General features: G+C 58.4%; 23 protein-coding genes. 17 read left to right on the plus strand and 6 right to left on the minus strand.

Annotated elements, in window-relative coordinates:
• From M2103_RS10530 to pyrH, 4 genes are all read right to left on the minus strand, one after another.
• On the minus strand, window positions 1-1,205 hold a 1,205-nt coding region (locus M2103_RS10530), incomplete at its 3' end, for a glycosyltransferase family 4 protein (protein WP_277510455.1).
• Window positions 1,206-1,374: 169 nt separating this feature from the next.
• The gene (gene frr / locus M2103_RS10535) at window positions 1,375-1,932 is read right to left on the minus strand and encodes a ribosome recycling factor (RefSeq protein WP_277510456.1); all 558 of its coding nucleotides are present in this window, start codon (window positions 1,930-1,932) and stop codon (window positions 1,375-1,377) included.
• A 123-nt stretch (window positions 1,933-2,055) separates the two neighbouring features.
• Entirely contained in the window at window positions 2,056-3,288 is a 1,233-nt protein-coding gene (locus tag M2103_RS10540; RefSeq protein WP_277510457.1) for a serine hydrolase domain-containing protein, read from the minus strand.
• A gap of 154 nt (window positions 3,289-3,442) precedes the next feature.
• Entirely contained in the window at window positions 3,443-4,186 is a 744-nt protein-coding gene (pyrH, locus tag M2103_RS10545; RefSeq protein WP_108824580.1) for a UMP kinase, read from the minus strand.
• A 138-nt stretch (window positions 4,187-4,324) separates the two neighbouring features.
• On the opposite strand from pyrH, the gene M2103_RS10550 reads away from it, so the two are divergent.
• From M2103_RS10550 to upp, 4 genes are all read left to right on the plus strand, one after another.
• A complete protein-coding gene (locus M2103_RS10550) occupies window positions 4,325-4,531 on the plus strand; it encodes a hypothetical protein (RefSeq protein ID WP_108826433.1) in 207 nt (68 codons plus the stop codon).
• On the plus strand, window positions 4,515-4,973 hold the full coding sequence (locus M2103_RS10555) for a nucleotidyltransferase (RefSeq protein WP_277510459.1): 459 nt from the start codon (window positions 4,515-4,517) through the stop codon (window positions 4,971-4,973). Before M2103_RS10550 ends, M2103_RS10555 begins: the two co-directional genes overlap by 17 nt.
• A gap of 104 nt (window positions 4,974-5,077) precedes the next feature.
• On the plus strand, window positions 5,078-6,340 hold the full coding sequence (locus M2103_RS10560; protein ID WP_277510461.1) for a S41 family peptidase: 1,263 nt from the start codon (window positions 5,078-5,080) through the stop codon (window positions 6,338-6,340).
• 81 nt (window positions 6,341-6,421) lie between these two features.
• Entirely contained in the window at window positions 6,422-7,036 is a 615-nt protein-coding gene (upp, locus tag M2103_RS10565; protein WP_277510462.1) for a uracil phosphoribosyltransferase, read from the plus strand.
• A gap of 61 nt (window positions 7,037-7,097) precedes the next feature.
• Here the strand turns inward: upp and M2103_RS10570 are convergent, their stop codons facing one another.
• Complete coding sequence (locus tag M2103_RS10570) at window positions 7,098-8,159, minus strand: DUF481 domain-containing protein (protein WP_277510464.1); 1,062 nt, start codon at window positions 8,157-8,159, stop codon at window positions 7,098-7,100.
• Window positions 8,160-8,280: 121 nt separating this feature from the next.
• Here M2103_RS10570 and M2103_RS10575 point away from each other — a divergent pair, with 121 nt between their 5' ends.
• The 4 genes from M2103_RS10575 (at window position 8,281) to M2103_RS10590 (ending at window position 12,999) form a co-directional block, all read left to right on the plus strand.
• Window positions 8,281-9,216, plus strand: coding sequence for a class I SAM-dependent methyltransferase (locus M2103_RS10575; protein ID WP_277510466.1), 936 nt, complete (start codon window positions 8,281-8,283; stop codon window positions 9,214-9,216).
• A 259-nt stretch (window positions 9,217-9,475) separates the two neighbouring features.
• A complete protein-coding gene (locus M2103_RS10580; protein ID WP_277510467.1) occupies window positions 9,476-10,984 on the plus strand; it encodes an O-antigen ligase family protein in 1,509 nt (502 codons plus the stop codon).
• 143 nt (window positions 10,985-11,127) lie between these two features.
• Complete coding sequence (locus M2103_RS10585) at window positions 11,128-11,589, plus strand: hypothetical protein (protein ID WP_277510468.1); 462 nt, start codon at window positions 11,128-11,130, stop codon at window positions 11,587-11,589.
• 522 nt (window positions 11,590-12,111) lie between these two features.
• On the plus strand, window positions 12,112-12,999 hold the full coding sequence (locus M2103_RS10590; RefSeq protein WP_277510470.1) for a fructose bisphosphate aldolase: 888 nt from the start codon (window positions 12,112-12,114) through the stop codon (window positions 12,997-12,999).
• Between the two features lie 82 nt (window positions 13,000-13,081).
• Here the strand turns inward: M2103_RS10590 and M2103_RS10595 are convergent, their stop codons facing one another.
• Window positions 13,082-13,759, minus strand: coding sequence for a hypothetical protein (locus M2103_RS10595; protein WP_277510471.1), 678 nt, complete (start codon window positions 13,757-13,759; stop codon window positions 13,082-13,084).
• Between the two features lie 239 nt (window positions 13,760-13,998).
• Here M2103_RS10595 and M2103_RS10600 point away from each other — a divergent pair, with 239 nt between their 5' ends.
• The 9 genes from M2103_RS10600 to M2103_RS10640 all read left to right on the plus strand — a co-directional run bounded on the left by M2103_RS10600 (window position 13,999) and on the right by M2103_RS10640 (window position 20,744).
• Window positions 13,999-16,116, plus strand: a complete 2,118-nt coding sequence (locus M2103_RS10600; protein ID WP_277510472.1) for a sulfatase-like hydrolase/transferase — start codon at window positions 13,999-14,001, stop codon at window positions 16,114-16,116.
• A 72-nt stretch (window positions 16,117-16,188) separates the two neighbouring features.
• The gene (locus M2103_RS10605) at window positions 16,189-16,488 is read left to right on the plus strand and encodes a hypothetical protein (RefSeq protein ID WP_152032696.1); all 300 of its coding nucleotides are present in this window, start codon (window positions 16,189-16,191) and stop codon (window positions 16,486-16,488) included.
• Between the two features lie 12 nt (window positions 16,489-16,500).
• A complete protein-coding gene (locus M2103_RS10610; protein WP_108824590.1) occupies window positions 16,501-16,803 on the plus strand; it encodes a hypothetical protein in 303 nt (100 codons plus the stop codon).
• A 137-nt stretch (window positions 16,804-16,940) separates the two neighbouring features.
• Window positions 16,941-17,315 (plus strand): hypothetical protein, encoded by a 375-nt coding sequence (locus M2103_RS10615; RefSeq protein WP_277510474.1) that lies wholly within the window; start codon window positions 16,941-16,943, stop codon window positions 17,313-17,315.
• 215 nt (window positions 17,316-17,530) lie between these two features.
• The gene (locus tag M2103_RS10620) at window positions 17,531-17,905 is read left to right on the plus strand and encodes a metalloregulator ArsR/SmtB family transcription factor (protein WP_277510475.1); all 375 of its coding nucleotides are present in this window, start codon (window positions 17,531-17,533) and stop codon (window positions 17,903-17,905) included.
• A 102-nt stretch (window positions 17,906-18,007) separates the two neighbouring features.
• Window positions 18,008-19,312: a permease gene (locus tag M2103_RS10625; RefSeq protein WP_277510479.1), complete on the plus strand. Its 1,305-nt coding sequence runs from the start codon at window positions 18,008-18,010 to the stop codon at window positions 19,310-19,312.
• A 44-nt stretch (window positions 19,313-19,356) separates the two neighbouring features.
• Complete coding sequence (locus M2103_RS10630) at window positions 19,357-19,590, plus strand: thioredoxin family protein (RefSeq protein ID WP_108826435.1); 234 nt, start codon at window positions 19,357-19,359, stop codon at window positions 19,588-19,590.
• Window positions 19,591-19,603: 13 nt separating this feature from the next.
• On the plus strand, window positions 19,604-20,026 hold the full coding sequence (locus tag M2103_RS10635; RefSeq protein WP_277510481.1) for a thioredoxin family protein: 423 nt from the start codon (window positions 19,604-19,606) through the stop codon (window positions 20,024-20,026).
• A gap of 19 nt (window positions 20,027-20,045) precedes the next feature.
• Complete coding sequence (locus M2103_RS10640; protein WP_277510482.1) at window positions 20,046-20,744, plus strand: cytochrome c biogenesis protein CcdA; 699 nt, start codon at window positions 20,046-20,048, stop codon at window positions 20,742-20,744.
• Window positions 20,745-20,810 lie beyond the last annotated feature (66 nt).

The following is a 20,810-nucleotide window of genomic DNA, read 5'->3' on the forward strand; positions in this document are numbered from 1 at the left end:
TTGTTGTTCCGGGCGTGGCGGCGTCCGGCCTCGCCCATTCGCCGACGGAGCGGTTCATCGGCGAGGAGTTTTTCAAAGGCGGCGGTGAGCGCGGGTGCCGGGGCGTCGAGGTTGGGCTCGGGATCAACGAGGAGGCCGGTTTCGCCGTCGATGACGGCCTCCTGCACGCCGCCGACTTTGTGGGCGACGACGGGCAGGCCGTGCGCCGAGGCCTCGAGGTAGACGAGGCCGAAGCCCTCGACGCTTTGGCGGTAGTTGATGCTGGTCATCGCAAAAATATCGGCGCGTGAATAAACGTCGCCCAGTTTGTTGTCGGGAAGTCCGCCGAGGAAGCGCACGGTGAGGCCGAGGCCGGCGGCGGTTTCGGCTTCGCGCACGAGGATTTTTTCGTAGGACGAGCCGTTTATCTTTCCGACAATCCAGTATTCGGTGGTCTCGCGCCGGGCGAGGGGAAGGTTTTTGAGGGCGCGGAGGGTGCGGACCTGGCCTTTGCGCGGGTGGATGCGGCCGACGGTGAGCACGACGTTCTTGCCGGGCGCGGCAACGGGAAGCTCGTCCCGGTCCAGGGAGGAGGTGGCCAGATTGTCGATATTGGCGAGCAGGTCGCTGCGGATGGCGCCGGGGGTGATGATGGTTTTGCCTTTTGCCTCGGGGAAGCGGTTGCAGAGGAGGTCGCGGGTGAATTCGGTGAGCGTGCTGATGCGCGTGGCACGGCGGATGAGGCGGCGCATGAGCAAGCGGTGCGCGGGGTTGGCGTGCATGCGCAGGATTTCCGAGCCGTGAAAGGTGAGGATGAGCTCCTTGGGGCGCATGCTTTTGTTGAATTGCAAAACCATCAGCGCGAGCATGGGGCCCGGTTCGGGAATATAAACGGTGGCGTTGCGCAGTTCGCGCCGGCGTTTGGCGATGACCATCATTGATTTCGCGAGGCAAGTGAGGTTGAGCGTGCCTTTGATGGGAAGGCGATGCACCTCAAACGGCCATTGTTTTTCGTCCGTCGGCGCGGCGGCCTGCGCCCAAACCTCGACTTTGCGTCCGAGGGCGGCTGCTGCGCGCGCGATTTCCTCGGCAAACGTGGCGATGCCCCCGTGCTTGGGATAAAATTCGTGCGTGATCAGGTAGATCGGCCGCGGTTGTTTCCCGGCGTGCGTGCGCGCGGGTGTCGAGTCCGATGGCGCGGTTTGCTGAGAGACTGCGGGCGTCATTTGGAGAGAGATGGATGAGCGTGCGACGGTGCGGCGTCACAAACGAGTTTGTGCAAAAATTGCATGTGCCGGTTGGAATCAGGAAAGGAAAAACGGAAACCGGGAGGATTCCAGTTTTATAGCCGGAACAGCTCCCGATTAACGATTTTTTACCAACAGGCAGACCGTCTTACAGCGTCGTGAGTTCCTTTTCCTTATTTTCGAGGTGCTCGCCGATGTCCTTGATGGTTTGGTCGGTGGCGGTCTGCACTTCTTTTTCGAAGCGCTTTAATTCATCCTCGGAAATATTGCCGTCTTTCTCGGCTTTTTTGAGCGCGTCCATCGCATCCCGGCGGACAATGCGCACTTGCACGCGTCCTTCCTCGGCCATGCCGTTGGCGCGCTTGACCATTTCCTGGCGGCGTTCGCGGCTCAGCTCGGGAAGGGGCACGCGGACGTTGGCGCCGTCAACAAGCGGGTTGAAGCCGAGGTTGGCGATTTGGATGCCCTTGACGATGGATTGCGTGATGCCCTTGTCCCAGGGCTGGATCAAAATCATACGTGCGTCGGGCGTGGAAATCGCGGCGCACTCCTTGAGGCGCATCGTTGAGCCGTAGGCCTCGACCATCACGGTTTCGACCATCGTGGGCGAGGCTTTGCCGGTGTGGATTTGGCTGAATTCATGCAGGGTGTGCTCGAGGGCTTTTTTCATTTTAGCCTGCATATCGGTGAGGATCGGGTGGGACATGATGATGGATGATTATGAATGTTGCTCAACACGGGGAGCAATGGTGATGGCTTGGATTGTTGATTTTCTAGGTTGTCACAGAAGGGCGGCGGGGATGCAAAGGATTTTTAATTCAGGAAAACGTCACTGCGCGGAGTGGGTTTTGAGGGCGAGTTTTTCAAGCGCGGGCCTCAGTTTTTTGCCATCGGGGGTTCCCCACTTGGAGATTCTTTGGACCATGAAAACAGTCACGAGTTTTTCCTTGGGCCAGACGGCGAAGTTGGTGCCGTGGGCGCCGCTGTGCCCGAACCGGCCGCCTTCGCCAAGGCTGAGTGTGAGGCCGCTGCTTTTGGTCGCGGCCTGGCGGCGGGTCATTTCGTTGATGGAGGCTTCGCTGATGAGGCGCTTGCCGTTGAACACGCCCTTGTTGAGGAGGAGCTGGCCGAAGCGGGCGACATCGTGCGCGGTGGAAAACAGGCCGCCGCCGGGCGTGGGATGGCGGCGAACGCGGTCGTCGAGCGGATACTGGCGGTTGCCAATTTTTCCCGCGGTGAGCGTTTTTTTGGAGGGGTTGCCGCGGTAGCTGGTGGCGAGGCGTTCGAGCTGGGCCTTGGTCGGCCAGAAGGTGGTGTCGGTCATGCCGAGCGGATCGAGGAGGCGTTTCTGCAGAAAGGTTTCGTAGGGGATTCCGCTGGCGACTTCGACGACGCGCCCAAGGACTCCAATGCCGATGCTGGAGTAGCTGTAACTGGTGCCCGGCTCGAAGAGAAGGTTGAGGCGGGCGTAGGCGGGCACGGCTTTCGCGAGCGGGCGGGTGTCGATGTAAGGCGTTTCATCCGGGTCGACCCTCGGCAGGCCGGAGGTGTGGCAGAGGAGGTGGCGGAGGGTGATCGGGGTTTTGCGAAGGGTGTTTTTGGGCGCGGTTTGCCGCGGGGCGTTGTCGGTAACCCTCACTCCCTCCTCGTTGACCGTGGTGGCGCTTTTTTTTGGGACGATTTTTTGGGGCGCGTCAAATTCGGGAATGTATTTTGAGACCGGGTCGTCGAGGGAAACCTTGCCCTCGTCAACAAGCATCATGATGCATGCGCCGGTCATGGGCTTGGTCATGGAGGCGATCCAGAAAAGAGTGTCGTTGCGCATGGGTTTGGCACTGGCGATGTCGGCAAATCCGACGGCCTCGCAGTCGAGCGTTTTTGTGTCGTCGGCGACGAGAAAGACAACGCCCGCCGTGGCGCCATCCTCAACAAACCGGCGGGCGGTGTCGGCGATTGGCCCGGCAAAAAGCCCCGCTGCGGAAGCGAGGAAAACGAGAAGGATGGCGAGGGGCGGAAGCGCGGCGGGGAAGGGGGAGGGAAAGGGGGGAGGTTTTGTTTTCATTGGGGAAGAGAGGGGAGGGGAATTTTCGATTTTCGATTCTCGATTTGGCAGACTGTCGGCCTTCGGCCTCGAAACGATTGCGTGCTACCGCGCGGGTTGGAAATTCAAAACGGAGCGGAAGCTCCCAATCAAAAATCGAGAATCGAAAATTTCTTCAGCCGTGGACAAGCGTGCCGACCTTTTCGCCGCGAACGGCGCGGAGGATGGCGTGCTCGGCTTTCAGGTCGAACACGAGGATGGGCACGTTGTTGTCGAGGCAGAGGGAAAACGCGGTCGAGTCCATGACGTTGAGGCGCTGCTTGAGCGCGTCGATGTAGGAGAGCTCCTCGTATTTGACGGCGTCGGGGTATTTTTTCGGGTCCTTGTCGTAGATGCCGTCAACCTTGGTGGCCTTCATGATGATGTCGGCGTGCATCTCGGATGCGCGGAGGGCGGCGGTGGTGTCGGTTGAGAAATAAGGGTTGCCGGTGCCGGCGGCGAAGATGACGACGCGGCCTTTTTCGAGATGGCGGATCGCGCGGCGCATGATGAACGGCTCGGCGATTTGGTCCATGGGGATCGCGCTTTGCACGCGCGTGTTGACGCCGGCCTTTTCGAGGCTGTCCATGAGCGCGAGCGAGTTGATGACGGTGGCGAGCATGCCCATGTAGTCGCCGGTGGTGCGGTCAACGCCGCGCTTTTCGCCCTGAAGGCCGCGGAAAATATTACCTCCGCCGATGACGAGGCAGATTTGCACACCAAGGTCGTAGATTTCCTTAACTTGTTCGCAGACCTTGTCGAGAATGGCGCGGTCAAACGGATCTCCGGTTTTGCCGCTGCGGAGAACTTCCCCGCTCAATTTGAGGACAATGCGTTTATATTTTACTGATGGATCAATAGGGCGAGGGACGTCGTGCATATTGAGTTAGTAGCAAACGGCTTGTTCCGCAACGGGTCAAGCCAGCGCATTGGTTGACGGACAATGTTTTTAAAACAGGAGGGCCGCGCGGGGTCTTTCATCATTGCCTCGGGCATCGGACTCCGGAAACTTTGGCGCATGAATGAACGGCTGAAGAGAGAGCGAATTTTCGATGAGGCCCGCAAGGCGGGAGTCGATCTGGATTTACTCGACACCAATCTTCGCCTGAGCGTTTCTGAACGCGTGCGCCGGCATAACGAGGCTTTGCGCTTGGCGGCGAAACTGGAACGCGCCATGAAGGCACGTCATGGAAGACCTAAGCATCCTCTTGAAGCGTCTCAATGATGAGGGCGTCGACTTTGTCATCATAGGCGGGTTTGCCGCCGTGGCTTACGGGGCTTCAACGCTTACGCGAGATGTTGATCTTTGTGCCGCGCTTACACGGGAAAACGTGGAAAGAATTCGCGCAGCCCTGTCCGGATGGAATCCAAGGCACCGCATGACGCCGGCCCGACTTTCGTTTCTCACGCATCCAAGTGCCGGCGAGGATGTGAAAAACCTTTATTTGGAAACTGACAAAGGCGTGGTGGATATTCTTTCGTCGGTGATAGGCGTGGGTGATTTTGAGCGACTCAGGCGGGCGGCGGAGGTGGTGGAAATTGACGGCTGCGAATACCGCATCATGGGGCTTGCCGATTTGATTGCCTCAAAAGAGGCGCTCGGGCGCGACAAAGACTTGCTCGCCGCCAGGGAGTTGCGGGTCATTGAGGAAAAACGAAAGTCTTGAGCAAAAACTTTCGTCCCGGCGTCCTTTCTCAAGCGGCGTGTTGCTTTTGCGGCGGGGTTTTCCAGTCTGCTCGCAACGTGCTGGTTTTAAGGACAACGGACTGGTTGAAAACACGCGCTGCGAAAGGCCGGTGCGCGTGGCTGTTTCTTGCGGTGGCATTCGCGCTGCTGTTTTCCGGCTGCGCGAGCACGCCGGACCGCGCGTGGTTTATGCCGCGCGTCACTCCGCGCGCCTCGGATAAAACACCGCGCGCCGATTACAACCGCATCGTTTTCGACCATGCGTGCAAATTGACGGGGATTTATTTTTACGACGAAACTTTCGGCGGGCGCGACTGGCCCGCGCTTCAGGCGAAACACCGGGCAAAAGCCGGCGCCGCCAAAAACAACGAGGAGCTTTATAACGCGCTCAACGAAATGCTCAAGGAGCTCGGCTCCAGCCATGCGACCGCCATCGCGCCTGAAATCGTGCGCGCGCAAAAGAAAATGCGCGCCGACGCGGTTTCGCTCATCGGATATATTTCGGTGCGGCTGCCCGGCCTCGACACACCCGTCGTGTATGAAGTCACGCCCGACAGTCCGGCGTCCGAGGCCGGCGTGAAACGCGGCTGGCTGCAGGTCGGCGTGCTGCTGCGCGACAACACCGACGTGCCGGCGCATGAGGGCGAGGTGGCGCGCCAGCAATTTCTCGACGAGAACAACACGCTGCGCACGGTGACTTTCACGCTGCGCGCGGTGCGCGGACTGGGCTCGCGCAATTTTGCCGAGATGCGACCCGACGGCGTGCTCTATTTGCGCTTCGACCGTTTCAGCGGGGACTCCGCCGCCTGGGTGCGCGAGCAATTAAAAACGCATGCGGGTTCCGCGCGCGGCGTGGTGCTCGACCTGCGGCTAAACGGCGGCGGCGAGGTGGGCGCGTGCCGCCGTGTGCTGGGGGAGTTTTTCACGAAGCCGGTCAAGGCGGGCGTGTTTCTGGACAGGCGCGGCAGAGCTTCCGCCGTCGAGGCCAGTGTCAGCCGCCGGGGCGCGCACTACACGGGACCGCTTGCGGTGCTCGTGGCGCGGATGAGCGGAAGCGGCGCGGAGGTGTTTTCGGCGGCGATTCAGGACAACAAGCGCGGCGTGATTGTCGGCAGCACATCGACGGGGCGCACGGCGGGCGCGGTTTTGATGAGCGTCGATTTTTCCCTGCCCGGCGGCGGCAGGCTGCAACTGCCCTTGAGCAATTACAAAACCGCGGCGGGCGTGTTGCTTGAGGGGCGCGGAGTGCCCGCCGACATCAACGCGCCGCTGCCAACCGTGGAGAGCCTGCGCGCCGGCGAGGACCCGGCGCTGGAATGCGCGGCGCGGACGGTTTTGGGAAAATAGAGAAAATTTTCACGAACCTTTCAGATAAAACGCGCCGCTTTTGTTTTCCTTTTTTCGCGCCGGTGGTTTTCCATTCACGCCATGCCGCACCTCATCAAACATCCCCTGGCGTTGCATGTGATTGCGCGTCTTCGCGAAAAGACCACCAAGCCGGCTGAGTTTCGCTCGCTCTGCCATCATCTGTCGATGTTGCTCGCGCTCGAGGCGACGCGCGACCTTGCCATGCGCGAGGTGGCCGTCAACACGCCGCTTGAGGCGTGCATCGGGCACGAGCTGGCGCGGCCGCTCGTGGTCGTGCCAATCTTGCGCGCGGGGCTTGGCATGGTGGAGCCAATCGTGGCGATGTTTCCCGATGTGAGTGTCGGCTACATCGGGCTGGAGCGCGATCACGAGACGGCCATGGCGCGAAACTACTACTGCAAGATGCCGCCGCTGGCGGGCACGCGCGTGATGGTTGTTGACCCGATGCTGGCGACGGGCGGCTCGGCCGTGCAGGCAATCGACGTGGTGAAACAAAAAGGCGGCGGGGAAATATGCATGCTTAACGTGGTCGCCGCGCCCGAGGGCGTGAAGGCCGTCAAGGACGCGCATCCCGACGTGCCGATTTACACCTGCGCGCTTGATCGCGCGCTCAATGACAGAAAATACATCCTGCCGGGGCTGGGGGATTTTGGCGACCGGCTTTACGGGACGTAAGCGGCGGAAAGCGGAAACCCTTCGGGAACGCCGGGCCGGGGCGCGGCGTTCCCCGGATTTATTATTTCCACGTCAGGAGCAGACGCGCGAAATACGTGGTGTCGAGGCGTTCGACCCCGGGGTTCGGATGGCTGTTGTAATCGTTGGAAATACCGACGCGGAATTTCCAGCGCGGGCTGGCCATGGGGAGCTCGATGAATGACTCGTGGTAAATGCGATACACGCCGAAATCATCAAAGGTGGGAGTGTAGGAAACGCGGTTTGTCATCGACCAGGTTTTCATCGTGAGCTGGTTGATCAGGCCGAGGTCGAGGCCGAGTTCGCTCAGGTTCGGAATTGCCGTCAGGCCGGGGCCCGGGTCGTCGTATTTCTCGTAGCGGTGCGAAAGACCGGCGCGGAACGTGAGCGTGTCGACTTTGTTTTTGATGATGTCGTAGCCCAAGCCGGCCGCGGCGGTGTTGTAGAGTTTGATTTCCTTCACGCGGTCAAACCCGGCCTCGTCGCGCGCATACCAGGAGAAGCGCCCCGAAAAGTTGTTCTGGTAATCGGCGCCGGCGCGGAAGAGGTCGGCTGATTTTTCGTGATCGCTGACCTGGCGGTCGTAGCCGGTGTAGAGTTGGAGAATGTCGAAACTCGACTTGAGCGTGGCGCGGAAGGAAAAGCTCGTGCCGATTTGCTCCTTCGTGCCGGTTTTGCCCGTCACGTCCATGCCGGCCTCGAAGCTCCAATGGCGTTCGTTTCTGGCGACTTCGGGGTCCTTGGCGTCGATGGCCCAGGATTCCTTGACTTGGGCGAGGTTTGCCGTGACCGGACTGCCCGCGCTGGTGCGCACGACGGCGCCCGCGGGTGAGCCGCTGATGGAGCCGGTGATCACCCTGCCGTCGGCGAGGCGCACATTGATCGGCGCGTCGGTGGTGACCGAGGTGATCTCGCTTTGCTTGACCTTGATATCGCCGGCGAAGTCGGTGTTGATGACCACGGTGGACGAGTCGACTTTCGTGACCCTGCCCGTGAGCCGGGATCCGTTTTTGGTTTCGATAACATCTGCGAACAACGAGCCCGTTGCCAGCAGCGCCGCGGAGAGAATGGCGGCCGCTTTCTTGATGGTTTGAATGTGTGTCATGGATGGATGCAAAAAGCTCACGAAATGCCCGGCGGGGATTTTGGCAAACGCATTTGTGCAAAAACACCGTCTAGCACTCGACATCGCCGGCTGATCGCGTTTCGCTCGCGGCATTATTCCAATGTCCGCGTCCAAACAGCAAAATCCCGCCGCGCCTCAATCCGCGCGCTCCGCGCTCGTCGTCGCCGACGGCTGGCGCGACTACCAGTTGCTCGATTGCGGCGCGGGCATGAAGCAGGAGCGCTGGGGCGAATACACGCTTGTGCGCCCCGACCCGCAGATCATCTGGCCGCGGCGCGACGGCGGCGGGGCCGGCCCCGCGGACTGGAAAAACTGGGACGGTTATTATCACCGCCACGCCACGGGCGGCGGGCGCTGGGAGTTTCGCAAGCCGCTCCCCGAGTATTGGAAAATTGGATACGGGCAGCTCGTCTTCAAAATACGGCCGACCTCGTTCAAGCACACGGGGCTGTTTCCCGAGCAGGCGGTGAATTGGGACTGGTTTTCAAAAAAAATCCGCGACGCAAAAGCCGCCGGGCGCGAAGTGTCCGTGCTGAATCTCTTTGGTTACACGGGCGCGGCCACCTGCGCGGCGGCGGCGGCGGGCGCGAGTGTCTGCCATGTCGACGCCGCCGAGGGCATGGTGAAGTGGTGCCGCGAAAACGCCGCGCTCTCCGGCCTCGAAAACGCGCCCATCCGCTACATCACCGACGACTGCATGAAATTCGTGCGTCGCGAGATCAAGCGCGGACGCCGTTACGATGCGATCATCATGGACCCGCCCACCTACGGACGCGGCAGCGGCGGCGAGATGTGGAAGCTCGAGGATCACTTGTGGGAGCTGCTGAGGGAATGTCGCGAAGTGCTGAGCGATCAGCCGCTGTTTTTCCTGATCAACGCCTACACCGCGCGCCTTTCGCCAACCGTGGTTGTCAACTTGCTCGGCGAATTGATGCACGCCGCCCGCGGCACAATCACCGGCGGCGAAGTCGGCCTGCCCATCCAGCGCGATGGCAAGGTGCTGCCGTGCGGAATCTACGGGCGATGGGACGCGTGAGGATCAAGAGGGCGGCCCGCGTGTCATCACAAATGGCCCCGGGGCGGCAACCGGCGCCGCCAATGAAACGATCTCCTTTTTACAGTGCTCTTGATCCATTGGACGTCGTTTTTGCGGCTCCAAACATTCACATTTTTGGAAGCCTCCCAAACCAGATGCACTCGCGCGCCGAGGGGAAGCCCGGCGCGGCGCCTTTCCCGCCTTTTTATGGTGCGAACACTTGCACGTTGTGCGCGAGGTGTTCAGCATCCGGCACTTCGTGAAACTATCCGGCAAAGACTTGGTTATCGTGCTCATCGCGCTTGTCGTGGCGGTGTGGGCGGGGCTGCGCATCGCGAGCGAAACGATGACACTGCCGATCATGGTCGGGGGGATTCTCCTTTGCGTGATTGTCGCGCATGTGTCGCCGGTCCGGTTCAACCCGCTTGTGCTCGGTTTGCTTATCGCGGGTTACGTGCTCGGGAACCGCGGGTTCGCGCAGCTTTCGATTTCCGGGAGCCTGCCGTTGTTTCCGGCGGAGCTGGGGATTGCGGCCACATTGACGGTGCTGCTCTGGCGTTGCGCGCGGGAAAAAAAGCTGCCGTGGCGGAATGATTTTCTGAACTGGGCGTTGATTTTCTGGATCGCGGTGAGCACGGTGCGGCTGCCGCTGGATGCGCGCACATACGGGGCGATGGCGTTGCGCGATTATGCGATGGTGTATTACGCGCTGTTTTTCTTTGTGGCGCAGGAGGCGTTTGCCTCGGACGCGGGCAGGCGCTGGGCGAGGCGCTGCTTGCTGGCGGGCACGGCGATGCTGCCGTTGCTTTACGGGGCGTTTTCGTTGTGGCCGGATTTTTTCCTGGGCACGCTGACGGTGCGCGGCCTGCCGTTAATTTATTTCAAGGGCGACCTGGCGGGCACGTTCATGAGCGTCGGCGCGCTGGTGTGGTTTATTGTGTTCGAGCGGGGCAAGTCGCCCTGGCGCTGGCTGGCCGTGGCGATTTCGCTGGGGCTGGTCGCGGCGATGCTGGCGACCGAAAACCGCGCGGCGATGCTGGCGCTCGCCGCGGGCGTTGCGGTGATGTTGATCGGCGGCCGGTGGCGGTTTGCGGCGGCGCTTGTCTCGGCGGGCGCGGTGGCGGTGGTCGCGATTTTGTTCTGGGCGCAAACCACGGGGCGGCCGTGGGAGAAGACGCCGCTGCACGGCATTTCGCAACGAGTGGTGTCGATTGTGGATTTTCAGGGCGCTCGGGATTATTCGTCGGCGGAGGGCGCGGAATCGAAGGGCGACAACAACCGGTTTCGCGCGATCTGGTGGGAGACGGTTGTTGACGAAACGGTGGCGGCCAATCCGTGGACGGGGCTGGGTTACGGTCACGATTTGGCGGAGGGTTTCCTGCGGGCGTATTACGCGGATTCGAGCGACCAGTTCACGACGCGCAGTCCGCACAACCTGCTGCTGAGTATTTTTGCGCGGACCGGCGTGGCGGGGCTGGGGGCGTTTATGATTCTGTGCACGGCGATGCTTTTTCGCACGTGGAAAGTGTCGCGCGAGGATTCGCGCCGGAGCCGGGAGCGACTGATCGACACGGGCGAGTGGACGGGGCCGCAGTGGAAATCCGGCGCGTGGTGCTGCGTGTGGGCGATTTTCACGAGCGCGTGCTTCGGCGTTGTGCTTGAGGGGCCGATGGGCGCTGTGGTCTTCTGGATATTGCTCGGCGCGGCGGCGGCGAGCAGCAACGGCGGGGCGCCGAAGGGTGACGAGGCGAAGGAAAACGCAAAATAGAAATTATATTTCACGCAAAACAGAAACCCCGACGAACGTGAGCGATCAATATTCCCCCTCCGCTGCGCGCGCCGCGCAAAACCACGGCGTATGGAAGATTTGTTGTTTCGGAATGGCAAAAAACGACCTTCCTCTTTTCATAAATGAAAAATATGAATGTCACTAAAGTTATATTTATTTTAAGCGCTTCATTGTTTTTATTTGGTTGTCAGCATAAGATAAAAGATGACTCAGGACCGTTAACGGTGGCGGAGTTAAAAGGTAAGATTTTTCGACTGAATATACCAATGGGAAATATCATCGATGACCGGAGCGCTGCATGGCTTGAGAAAAATAAACTTTGCCTCTATTATTACGCATGCTTCGGCTATGCTATATCGGGGACGGGAATGGTGCTACCAGCCGAGACTACCCTTGGCAATATACTTGCCCGCCTACCTGCGGGGCGGGCTTCGTTTATCATGAGTTCGGCGTGTAAAGTTTCAATAATAAACTACAAAAGGAATTACAATATTCCAATCCATCACGAAGAATTTGAAAACGGCAGCGCTCTTCTGCGATATATTGTATCTGGAGATATAATTTGTGTAACTTTTCAACCATAGTAGGAAGGGATGATTTGGAGAGATGAATGATAGATATTCCGTGGTGATAGGAACCTGAAACAGGTCAATTCGAGGCTTGTTAATTTGTCCTTCGGTCAAATCTCTGGCCGCTTGCTTTGGACGAAAAAGCCGAAAAAATCAGGTTATATTTTGTAACTTTTATGATTGCTTGAGAAAGGCGTTTTGAGGGCGTTGTCGAACGCCGCGCACATTGAGAATCCAGCATGCCGGAGCATTGTGCTAGGTGAGCCGCCAGGGTAATTATCGCAACGCTCTATTTTAGAGAGCGCTGTGCGGCGCGGGTGTTAGCAGACGCTCTGTTCGAAGCGGCTTCATGGCATGGCTGGAATTTGCGCACCTATAATATAACATTTTTGATCAAAAATTGGTAAATCCCGGATTGGCGCCTTCCGAATTCCCCAAAGGTGAGACAATACCGTCTCCGGCCGCTTGAAACATTTCGTATCATGATTATACTTTGAAGTGAAATAGTTTTATCAACCACCATCAAAGGCACTGAATATGAACAACGAACAACTTCTGCGAATGCAAAATGGCAAGGGCTTCATCGCGGCCCTGGACCAAAGCGGCGGCAGCACTCCCAAGGCACTGCTCCAATATGGCGTTCCCGAAAGCGCCTATTCCAATGACGAGGAGATGTTCGCCCTCGTCCATGAAATGCGCACGCGCATCATGACCAGCCCCGCCTTTACCGGCGAGCGCATCCTCGCCGTGATCCTCTTTGAGCAAACCATGGACCGCCAGGTCGAGGGCATGCCGACCGCGGATTACCTTTGGGAGAAAAAACGAATCGTTCCCTTTCTCAAGATCGACAAGGGCCTGGCCGGGCTAAGCAACGGCGTGCAGCTCATGAAACCCATGCCGGAGCTCGACAAGTTGCTTAAGCGCGCCGTTGAGAAACACATCTTCGGCACCAAGATGCGCTCCGTCATCAAGGAGGCAAATCCGGCCGGCATCGCCGGGTTGGTCGCCCAGCAATTTGAAGTCGCCGGGCAAATCGCCGCGCATGGACTCGTCCCCATCATTGAACCCGAGGTGGATATCCACAGCCCCGACAAGCCCGCTTGCGAAAGGCTTCTCAAAGAAAACGTCGTCAAGCAGCTCAACGCGCTTCCCGCCGGCACCAAGGTCATGTTTAAGTTTACCATTCCCAGTGAGGACAACTTCTTCGCCGACCTGATGCAGGACCCGCATGTCGTCCGCATTGTCGCCCTCTCCGGTGGTTACAGCCAAAAGGAGGCAAACGAAAAGCTGCGACTCAACAAGGGGCTTATCGCCAGCTTCTCCCGCGCCCTTGCGGAGGGACTCGGCGCCCGGCAAAGCGACGAGGAATTCAACAAGACTCTCGCCGCCTCGGTCGAATCCATCTACGAAGCTTCGATCACCTGAGCGTGGGTAAAAGTTTCTTTTTTCAAGCTCCGCCTTTTCCCCCGAAGAGGCGGAGTCTTTGTTTGTCCTGATCGGGCTATCGCTATCGCTGCATGATTCTTTCAAGGGCAATCGCCACGCCCAGCAAAAGCAGCCGGAAGGTGCTGCCAGGCTCCAGGGTGTCGACAAACTCGATCAATTTTCCGGGGACTTTTTCGCGGTCGTTGCAAACCTTCAAAACACATGGTTTGTATGATGCGAATTTTGCCCCATTAACAATGAGATCATAAGAAAGGCTGGCTGTTGACAGCACCAAGAAACCTTTTCGTTTTATCCTCAACTCGGCGATGGGCGATCTGTTTTCATCCGTGAACCGCCATTTGTCACCGCTCACAATGGTAAAACATTGTTCAAGCCTGAGAATACGGTTTTCCGCCAAAAGATGAAAGAGACAGGTTCCCTTTATTCCGGGCTCACGGGAGATTTTCAAAATAGGGCGGTGAATCAATGAGTCATTTATGATGTATTGAAATCCAGCCATTTTCCCGAATTTTGATGTCAATGTCAGAGGTATTGCACCTGCATGACGCAAGGCATTGCTTGCCGAGGTTAATTCTGGCTCTCCTGTGTGTAAAAGTAATTCTTTATTATCCGCATTAAGGACATAAAATCTGTCGCCATCCGCGCGATGTATTCCCGTGAGAAACAGACTGTTTGTTTCATGCCAACTTGGCGAGGGCTCGTGCTGGTTTTTTGAAGTGGATTGAGATTGATTGGGCATTGAAAATAACAACTAAAGGTCTGGATATTTTTTGGATTTTTATAATATGGCCTCACAGGGTTCAACTTGGTTTCGATCAATCCTTTTTCCCAACCGTTTTTTTCTAATTATGCTTGCATATTGCATGGGGCTGAGACGGAGCCGCTCCTCACTTTTTGATGTTTGCGGGAGGGCTTTGCTTTGAATTGCGATGGTTGGCAGGTGGGCGCATTTTGCATGTGATACGGACTTCGCATAGCATGAGCAATCGCATTCCTGCCGTAGTTTCGACGAGTTTGTCGCGGTTGGGGGAGGCCGTTGGAACAGTGATCGAGAGCCGAAAAAGAGTCGGATTATGTTTTGCCACTCCCGAGGTTGCACTTGTCAATGACTGCGGACGGGGCAATCTCTCAGTGCATGGCCCCTGCCGCCGTCAAAACCCCGCCCGCTGCGCGCCGCGCAAAACCGCGACGTGTGGAAAGTTTGTTGTTTTCCGAAGGGAAGGGCAAAAAATCCTCAAAGTTGCATGCGGGAAGAATGGATATAATGACAAAACACAACCTGCCCCCTTCAATGACCCTTGCCGGCAAGCACTCCAGAAAACCACGCGACGTTCATTATACGGCGGAGGGCGGCAAGGAAATCGCGAGGGTGGTCGCCGCCGCAATAGCCGAGGCGCTGCGAGATCTGCCATCGAAAACACGCAAGCAAACTCCAAACGAACCATGAAAACACACGGGCAAAACATGCATGCGAACGTAAAATTGAAAAAATCCGCCCTTTGGGCCTCGGCGGCGTTCTTGACTACCCTGCCCACGCCGGGCATCGCGAGCACGCCCCGGCAACAGCCCAACATACTTTGCATTGTATGCGAGGACATAGGCCCGTATCTGGGTTGCTATGGGGACACGGTTGCAGTCACGCCAAATCTCGACAGATTCGCAACGCAAGCACGGCGTTATACGCGCATGTTTTCCTCGGTTGGGGTGAGCGCCCCTTCAAGGGCGTCGCTGATAACCGGACTTTATCCCACCTCATTCGGCGCAAACAATATGAGGACCTCGTCGGCCAGCCCGGATAACGACGCTCGCGTGAAACCTTACGAAGCCGTCCCGGTCGCCGGGGTTAAATGCTACACGGAGTTTCTCCGCGCCGCCGGATATTATTGCACAAATAACAGCAAAACCGATTACCAGTTCAACGCTCCCATAACTGCCTGGGACCAAAGCAGCGGCAAAGCCCACTGGAAAAACCGTCCCGAAGGAATGCCGTTTTTCGCAATATTCAACATCGCAGTCACCCATGAGTCGCAGATATGGAAGCGGGCAAAGGAGCCGCTTGTGGTCAATCCGGACGACATCACCCCGCCACCCTATCATCCCAACAATAAAATATCTCGCCGCGATTGGGCCGTTGTTTACGGCAATATCGCCGCGATGGACCGCATGGTCCAAAAATATATAGACGAAGTCCGGGAAGCGGGTCTTCTCGATAACACTATTATCATCTGGTATTCCGATCACGGCGGGCCGATGCCGCGTCAAAAGCGCGCGTTGCGCGACAGCGGCACGCTGGCCCCGTTCATGATAAGGTTCCCCGACGGGCGTTTTGCCGGGACTGTTGACAATGATCTTCGCGCATTCGTGGACATTCCGGCCACCATCCTGTCGCTCGCCGGCATCAAGCCGCCCGAGTATATGCACGGGAAGGCCTTTTTGGGCAAATACAAGGAGGCGGCGCGCGATTATATTTACGGGGCCCGGGACCGTTTTGATGCGAAAACGGACTGCCAGACCGCCGTTCGAGACCGCCGCTTCAGACTGCTGCATAATTATATGCCGGAACAGTCCGAATTTCTCGACATCAGTTATCATCGCAATATTCCCACCCTGCGAAACATGATGGAATTATACAACGAAGGAAAATTGGAAAAACTCCCTTCGCTGTGGTTCACGAAGCCGCGCCCAACCGAGGAATTCTACGACATTGAGCAGGATCCGCACGAGATGAACAATGTCATAGACGATCCCCGGTATGCAAAAGACGTCGCTCGGCTGCGTAAAAAACTGGCGGAAATGGATGCCGCGTATAATCCTTTCGCGGGCAAGCCGGAATCAGCACTCCGTGAACACCTCTGGCCCGGCGGCGAGCAACCCAGGGTTGCCGACCCAATTTTTACCCGCGCGAAACGCAAGCTCACCATAGAGTGCCCCACGCCGGGGGCATCCATCGCCTACCAAATAAATGGCGAGGGGCTGACGAGGGGGCATTGGAAACTTTACACTGGCCCCCTGACGATAAAAAACGGTGACAAAGTGACGGCAGTATGCACCCGCATAGGGTATAAACCCACGGGGGAGATTGCGTATAACTATTAACACGAGTTCATCAGTTGGGCCATGCCGTGAATAAATTGCCCTCAATCGGTGGGACTGTCTCGGCGATTACCAATGTTTGAGCGACTTCATTCAAGCAGAGCGGAAATCGATACTGATATCTGGCAAAAATTTTTATTTCCACCCACATCAACCCTCCGGACTCAAAACGGCCATGTGTTTCAGGGCCGTTACAAGGCGATATTGCTGGAGAATGCGACGGCATTGAGCCGCGTGGTTGATTTCATACACTTGAACCCAGTGCGCGCGGGTGCGGTGCCGCCCGGACTGGTGGAGCAATACCAGCGAAGCAGTTTGCCGGAGTTCATTAAAAAGAAAAAGGCCCGCGGGATTGACCGCCGCCGACTGGCTTGAGGCGAGGGGCGGATGGTCCGACGACGCCAAGGGCATGAAAAATACCTGCAATATCTGAAGGATATAGGAAACGATGAGCAGGCGCAGAAGCAAATGGGGTTGGTGAAACTTTCACGGGGCTGGGCATTGGGCACGCATGGTTGGAAACAAGCGCTGGCCCGCGAATATGCGCATAAAACCTATGCGGAAGGCATGAACAAAGAAGAGGCGGGGGAAATACAGGAATTGCATTGGGAGGGGCAATTGGAAGCGGCACTGAAAGCGGCGGGACGGAAGCCCGGCGACCTGAAAACCACACCGAGGCTGCGGGGGTGAAAAATGAAGATCGCGGCGCAACTGAGAAAAGAGGGCGGGGCGCCGGTTGGATGGATCGCTGAAGAATTGCACCTTGGCACAGCGGGCACAGTGCGCAACTATCTTGCCAAGCACAGAGTCTCCAAAAAAACACGCGCATGACAATTAACAACACGGCAACCATTTCGCTGCGAGCGATTGCAGTTTTATTGTGCATTGCGATATCGTTTGTCTCTGGATGCGGAGGAAGCCCGGACGAGGAACAGCGAGCCGGGGCGGCGGCTTCACAGGCGACATTGAGGAACCTGAAAAGAGAGCTCCAGAAGACCAGGGACATGCTGAACGCCTACGATCAGGGTTTGAAAAAACTCAGGGCAAACGCACCTTACTGCGGAGGCCGGCAAATGACGGCGGAGTATGCGCCGGAAACGCTCGAAAAAATCGAATCGCTAAAGTCGAAGGCAAAAGACTTGGAGCTTCAAATACAGGCCATCGAGGCATCGCCACTCGAACAGGATCAGGGGCAACTGTAGGATGATTATAAGTCAAACTGGGATGGATTTTTCCAAGCCGGAGTTTTTGATTTATTCCGTCGCTTTTTGAGGCCGAAAAGGGCCGAAAAAGGGTCAGATGCACGCAAAAATCCGAGGCGTGTGTTGTTGATTCTCTCATGTCTTTTTTGAATTCCGTGAGAAATGACTAAAAATATATGTCTTGCTATTTCGCAAAACGGCGAAATGGTCGTGGCATGTTTTTAACCAAATCAGCGCGTTCCAAAAGGGCCCGTTCACCCTCTTTCGAGCATGAGGCGGCGGTTTTTAAGGCGCTCGGACATCCCGCGCGCCTGCAAATTGTCGCCAGGCTCGCCGGGGGCGAGCAGTGCGTTTGCGACCTCGTTGATCTCACCGGACTCGGCTGGTCAACCGTCTCGCGCCACCTATCCGTGCTTCGGGACACCGGGGTCATCGAGGCCGAAAAACGCGGCATGCAGGTATTCTACCGCCTCCGGCTTCCGTGCGTCGCGCGTTTCATCTCGTGCCTGCAATCGGCATCCGACGGGCAGGATGTGCGCTTCACTATCAAAGCCGGGGCCGGCGCCAAAACAGCCTGCTGCGCAAACTGATTTTTCCCGCCTAATAACAACGCGCAAAACCGTCGCCGACTATTTCGCAATTTCACGAACTACCCGCCGTCCTCCATCTGCCCCGCCATCCGCATTCGCACAATGAACAAACTCAAGGAAACAAAAACATTTCTCCTGATGGCGGGCGTTTTTGCCGCGTTCTATTTCCTGCCGTCCGGCTGGCCGCGTTTTGACTCGGCGATTCGAGAGGCGCTCGAACTCGCCAAATGGTATGCGCGCGAGCACGTCATCCTGTGCCTGCTGCCGGCGTTCTGGATTGCGGGCGCGATCGGTGCGTTTGTCTCGCAGCAATCCGTCATGCGTTACCTCGGCCCGAAGGCTCCGAAGGCGCTCAGCTATGGAGTTGCGTCCGTTTCCGGCACCATTCTTGCGGTGTGCTCGTGCACGGTGCTGCCGCTGTTTTCCGGCATCTACCGCATGGGCGCGGGACTCGGGCCGGCGTCGGCGTTCCTCTACTCGGGCCCCGCGATCAACGCCCTCGCGATTATCATGACCGCAAAGGTGCTCGGCTTCCAAATCGGCGTCGCGCGCGCAGTGGGCGCGGTCGTGTTTTCCATCGTCATCGGCATTTTAATGCACCTGTTTTTTCGAAAAGAGGAGCAGGCCAAGGCCGCCAAAATCGCCGCGCTACCCGAGGCGCCGGCAACGCGTCCGCTTTGGAAAACCGCCGCGTTTTTCGCAACAATGGTCGGCATTCTTGTGTTCGCCAACTGGTCGCGCCCGCCCGGGGGTGAAAGCGGTTTTTTTGCCGTCGTCTTTTCCATAAAATGGCCGCTCACCGCGCTGCTCGCCGTCGTGCTCGGCGTGATGCTCTGGCGCTGGTTCAAGCTCTCCGGGGCCAAGCTCGCCGTGACTGGAATCGTCACCGCGGCGCCGGCGCTGCTGCTGCCCGCGCATCCCGAGGCGTGCGTGCTCGCCGCCATCGCCGGACTCGTCTGGGCGACCGCGGGGCGCGACGGCGAGGCGGGCGAGTGGTTCGACCAGTCGTGGACGTTTGCGAAGCAGATTTTCCCGCTCCTCATCGGCGGCGTGCTCGTCGCCGGATTGCTCCTCGGACGGCCCGGGCACGAGGGGCTGATTCCAGCGGAATGGATCACGCAATCGGTCGGGGGAAATTCGTTTTTCGCCAACGCGTTTGCCGGCATCGCGGGCGCGTTCATGTATTTCGCCACGCTCACGGAGGTTCCGATTTTGCAGGGACTCATCGGCAACGGCATGGGCGAAGGCCCCGCGCTCACGCTGCTGCTCGCCGGCCCCGCGTTGAGCCTGCCAAGCATGATCGTCATCAACTCCGTGCTCGGCCTGAAAAAAACCGCCGCCTACATCGGCCTCGTCATCGTGCTCTCGACACTCGCCGGCTGGGGCTACGGCGCGATCTTCGGCTGATGAATTTATTTTCCACCACCACACAACCAACCAACACACACATCATGAAAAAAATCCAAATCCTCGGCATGGGATGCGCCAAGTGCAACAAGCTCGCGGAGGTTGCCGAAACCGCCGCCAAAAACCTTGGCCTCCAATACGAAATGACAAAAGTCAAGGACCTGAACGAAATCGCCGCGCTCGGCGTCATGTTCACGCCCGCGCTCGTCGTGGACGGCGTCGTGAAAGTTTCCGGCAAAGTCCCCTCAGACGAGGAGATGAAACAACTGCTCGCCTGATTTTTCGCGCATTATGAAAACCCGCCTTCTCATCACGCTCTGCGCCGCCGCGCTCGCGTTTGTTTTCACCCCGGCGTCGCGCGCCGACGACACCAGGCCCGGCGCGCCCAAACCCACGTTGCCCAAGCTCGTCGATCTCGGCGCGGACAAATGCATTCCCTGCAAACAAATGAAGCCCATCCTCGATGAGTTCATGCGCGACTACGCCGACCAGTTTGAGACGGTGTTCATAGACGTTTGGAAAAAACCGGACGAGGGCCGGGCTCACAAAATCCGCCTGATTCCGACGCAGATTTTCTACGACGCCAGCGGCAAGGAACTCGCGCGCCATGAGGGATTCATTTCCAAAAAAGACATTTTGGCCAAATGGGCGGAACTGGGAATCACGGTGAGGGAACCGGCACCAAAGCCGGTGCCCGCGCCCGCGAGGGAATGATCCCGAATCGTCCGCGACAATGGACACCCTCTTCGAAACCCTGACCTCCGCGATGGGCGGCGCTCCGCTCGTCGCGCTCGCTGCCGCGTTTGCGTGGGGCGTGTTGAGCATCATCCTCAGCCCGTGCCACCTCGCGAGCATCCCGCTCATCGTCGGCTTCCTTCAGGGAGGCAAACGTGTTTCGGCCGCGCGCGCCGCCGGGCTGTCCACGCTGTTTGCGTTCGGCATACTCTGCTCCATCGCACTTATCGGAATCCTGACGGCCGCGGCCGGTCGCATGCTCGGCGATCTCGGCGCGTGGGGAAACTACATCGTCGCGGCCGTGTTTTTCATATTCGGACTGCACCTGCTCGGAGTCATCCCGCTGCCGGCCGCGCTGCAAGCCGCGCCCAACAATCCGCGACGCGGCCCGCTCGGCGCGTTTTTGTTCGGCTTCATATTCGGCGTCGCGCTCGGCCCGTGCACGTTTGGTTTTATGGCTCCGGTGCTCGGCGTCACGTTTGGCATGGCGGCGACGGCCCCGGTTTTTGCCTACGGCGTGCTGCTGCTTTTCGGGCTTGGCCACTGCGCCGTCATCGCGCTGGCGGGCACGTCGAGCGCGTGGGTGCAAAAACTCCTCTCGTGGCAAAACGACGCTCCCGGCGGACGCTGGCTGCGCCGCGCCTGCGGCGTCCTCGTGATTCTCGGCGGCGTCTATCTCATTCTGACGGCGCGATAAACCGCCCCTCCCTCAACCCCGCCGCATACGCGGTGAAGACGATCTTGATCTCACCGCGCACGCGCC

This window comes from Ereboglobus sp. PH5-5, assembly GCF_029504805.1.
Lineage (GTDB): Bacteria > Verrucomicrobiota > Verrucomicrobiia > Opitutales > Opitutaceae > Ereboglobus.

Coding starts and splice junctions, on each gene's coding strand:
- M2103_RS10600 (WP_277510472.1), top strand. CDS start 13,999: ATGAGCAATCGCATTCCTGCCGTAGTTTCGACGAGTTTGTCGCGGTTG.
- M2103_RS10635 (WP_277510481.1), top strand. CDS start 19,604: ATGAAAACCCGCCTTCTCATCACGCTCTGCGCCGCCGCGCTCGCGTTT.
- frr (WP_277510456.1), bottom strand. CDS start 1,932: ATGTCCCACCCGATCCTCACCGATATGCAGGCTAAAATGAAAAAAGCC.
- M2103_RS10575 (WP_277510466.1), top strand. CDS start 8,281: ATGTCCGCGTCCAAACAGCAAAATCCCGCCGCGCCTCAATCCGCGCGC.
- M2103_RS10620 (WP_277510475.1), top strand. CDS start 17,531: ATGTTTTTAACCAAATCAGCGCGTTCCAAAAGGGCCCGTTCACCCTCT.
- M2103_RS10590 (WP_277510470.1), top strand. CDS start 12,112: ATGAACAACGAACAACTTCTGCGAATGCAAAATGGCAAGGGCTTCATC.
- upp (WP_277510462.1), top strand. CDS start 6,422: ATGCCGCACCTCATCAAACATCCCCTGGCGTTGCATGTGATTGCGCGT.
- M2103_RS10540 (WP_277510457.1), bottom strand. CDS start 3,288: ATGAAAACAAAACCTCCCCCCTTTCCCTCCCCCTTCCCCGCCGCGCTT.
- M2103_RS10640 (WP_277510482.1), top strand. CDS start 20,046: ATGGACACCCTCTTCGAAACCCTGACCTCCGCGATGGGCGGCGCTCCG.
- M2103_RS10595 (WP_277510471.1), bottom strand. CDS start 13,759: ATGCCCAATCAATCTCAATCCACTTCAAAAAACCAGCACGAGCCCTCG.
- M2103_RS10550 (WP_108826433.1), top strand. CDS start 4,325: ATGAATGAACGGCTGAAGAGAGAGCGAATTTTCGATGAGGCCCGCAAG.
- pyrH (WP_108824580.1), bottom strand. CDS start 4,186: ATGCACGACGTCCCTCGCCCTATTGATCCATCAGTAAAATATAAACGC.
- M2103_RS10610 (WP_108824590.1), top strand. CDS start 16,501: ATGGTCCGACGACGCCAAGGGCATGAAAAATACCTGCAATATCTGAAG.
- M2103_RS10625 (WP_277510479.1), top strand. CDS start 18,008: ATGAACAAACTCAAGGAAACAAAAACATTTCTCCTGATGGCGGGCGTT.
- M2103_RS10605 (WP_152032696.1), top strand. CDS start 16,189: ATGTTTGAGCGACTTCATTCAAGCAGAGCGGAAATCGATACTGATATC.
- M2103_RS10570 (WP_277510464.1), bottom strand. CDS start 8,159: ATGACACACATTCAAACCATCAAGAAAGCGGCCGCCATTCTCTCCGCG.
- M2103_RS10585 (WP_277510468.1), top strand. CDS start 11,128: ATGAAAAATATGAATGTCACTAAAGTTATATTTATTTTAAGCGCTTCA.
- M2103_RS10615 (WP_277510474.1), top strand. CDS start 16,941: ATGACAATTAACAACACGGCAACCATTTCGCTGCGAGCGATTGCAGTT.
- M2103_RS10630 (WP_108826435.1), top strand. CDS start 19,357: ATGAAAAAAATCCAAATCCTCGGCATGGGATGCGCCAAGTGCAACAAG.